Below are 1,572 nucleotides of genomic sequence, written 5' to 3'. Positions count from 1 at the left end.
CTTATAAAACATTGGAAGAATCTCGTCTTAAATTAGAGGTTGAAGTCAATCAAATGCGAAAAGATAAAGATCAGCTTCGCAAAATAAGACAACAGCACCAAGAGAAAACACTTATGGTGCATGAGCTAGATGCTAAAAAAGTAGAGATAGCAACAATTCACCAAGAAGCCAAATCAACTTACGAAAAAAGCAAAGCGATTTATGAAGACAAGTTGCAATCAATCCCGAACGAAGTACGTATTTTGTCGCAATTAGAACAACAAATTCGCGAGACAACTGAACGTAAAATCAATCTTGAAAATACTTGGAAAGCTGTGCAACAGCAACGACAAGAAGCTAGAGAACAACATTCTTCTTCGGTTTTGACCATAGCCCACACTGAGCATGCTTTTCAAGAAACAAAGGCTAAACAAGATAAAGCGGAGGTCGCTTTTAAAACTGCACTCCAGTCCTCCTCTTTTGAGACTGAAGAAATGTACCAACAAGCGAAGTTAAGAGATTCAGAGAAAGTTTCATTAAAAGAGCAAATTATGAAGTTCAAGCAGGCACGACATACACTGATTGAACAAGTAGCTGACTTGGCAGTAAGACTTGCGAACAAAACAAAAGTCGATTTAAACGATTTGCACAACGAATTGGCTACTTTAAAGCTTATATATGAAAAGGCTTTACAGGAAGTCAATCAATCAAATGACTACAAAAAAGCTGCTAGTAATTTAGTCACTAACATAATTGTCTCTAGTAAAAAAGCTATTATGAAAGAACAACAGTTCAATCAAATCACCGACCTATATGATGTGATAAGAGGGCAAAATAGCTTGAAGATTTCATTTGAGCGCTACTTGCAGATTGAATATCTCGAGCAAATAATTGTTTCGGCAAATGAACGATTAAAGAACTTATCGAATGGTCAGTTCCATTTAATTCGAAGTGAACGTCAAGAATCAAGAGGGAAACAAAGTGGACTAGGACTTGACGTCTACGATGCTTATACCGGTCAAACACGCGATGTCAAAACGCTTTCTGGTGGAGAGAAATTTAACGCTTCGTTGTGCCTGGCACTAGGTATGGCTGATGTCATTCAAAGCTTCCAAGGCAATGTTTCCATAGATACCATGTTTATTGATGAAGGCTTTGGTTCGTTGGATGAAGAATCCTTGAATAAATCCATTGATACACTAATTGATCTTCAAAAATCAGGCCGTATGATTGGTGTCATTTCTCATGTTCAAGAATTAAAAACAGCCATTCCAGCGATTTTAGAAGTAAGGAAGTCAAAAGAAGGCTACAGTGAGACTAGATTTGTAATTAAATGATTACCTATTGTTTGTAAAAAAATATCAGTAAGCTATCTCCTTTATGGAGGGCTTACTGATATTTAATAGGTAAGTGCGTTTTCTAATAAATTATTTTTCATAGTTCGTTTAGAATTATACATCTCAGTGTCTGCCATATTGATTAACGTTTCAAGTGTTTCACCGTCATTTGGATAAGTGGCAATGCCAATAGAATCTTTAATGGTTGTGAATTCAGAAAATTGGACTTTCTTGAATTCGTCGTGAAGTCCTGCTA

General features: G+C 36.3%; 2 protein-coding genes. One reads left to right on the top strand and one right to left on the bottom strand.

The annotated features are described in order from the left end of the window. A partial coding sequence (locus tag WBG45_RS16260; protein WP_424416130.1) for an SbcC/MukB-like Walker B domain-containing protein occupies nucleotides 1–1,316 on the top strand: 1,316 nt, incomplete at its 5' end. A gap of 62 nt (nucleotides 1,317–1,378) precedes the next feature. On the opposite strand, the gene WBG45_RS16255 is transcribed toward WBG45_RS16260, so the two are convergent. Next, nucleotides 1,379–1,572: diguanylate cyclase domain-containing protein (locus tag WBG45_RS16255; protein ID WP_424416129.1), on the bottom strand; the 194-nt coding region annotated here is incomplete at its 5' end.

The sequence above is a fragment of the Paenisporosarcina sp. genome, assembly GCF_049671445.1.
Classification (GTDB): Bacteria; Bacillota; Bacilli; order Bacillales_A; family Planococcaceae; genus Paenisporosarcina.
The sequence above is the reverse complement of the archived record's forward strand: the minus strand, read 5'-3'. Positions and strand labels throughout refer to the sequence as shown.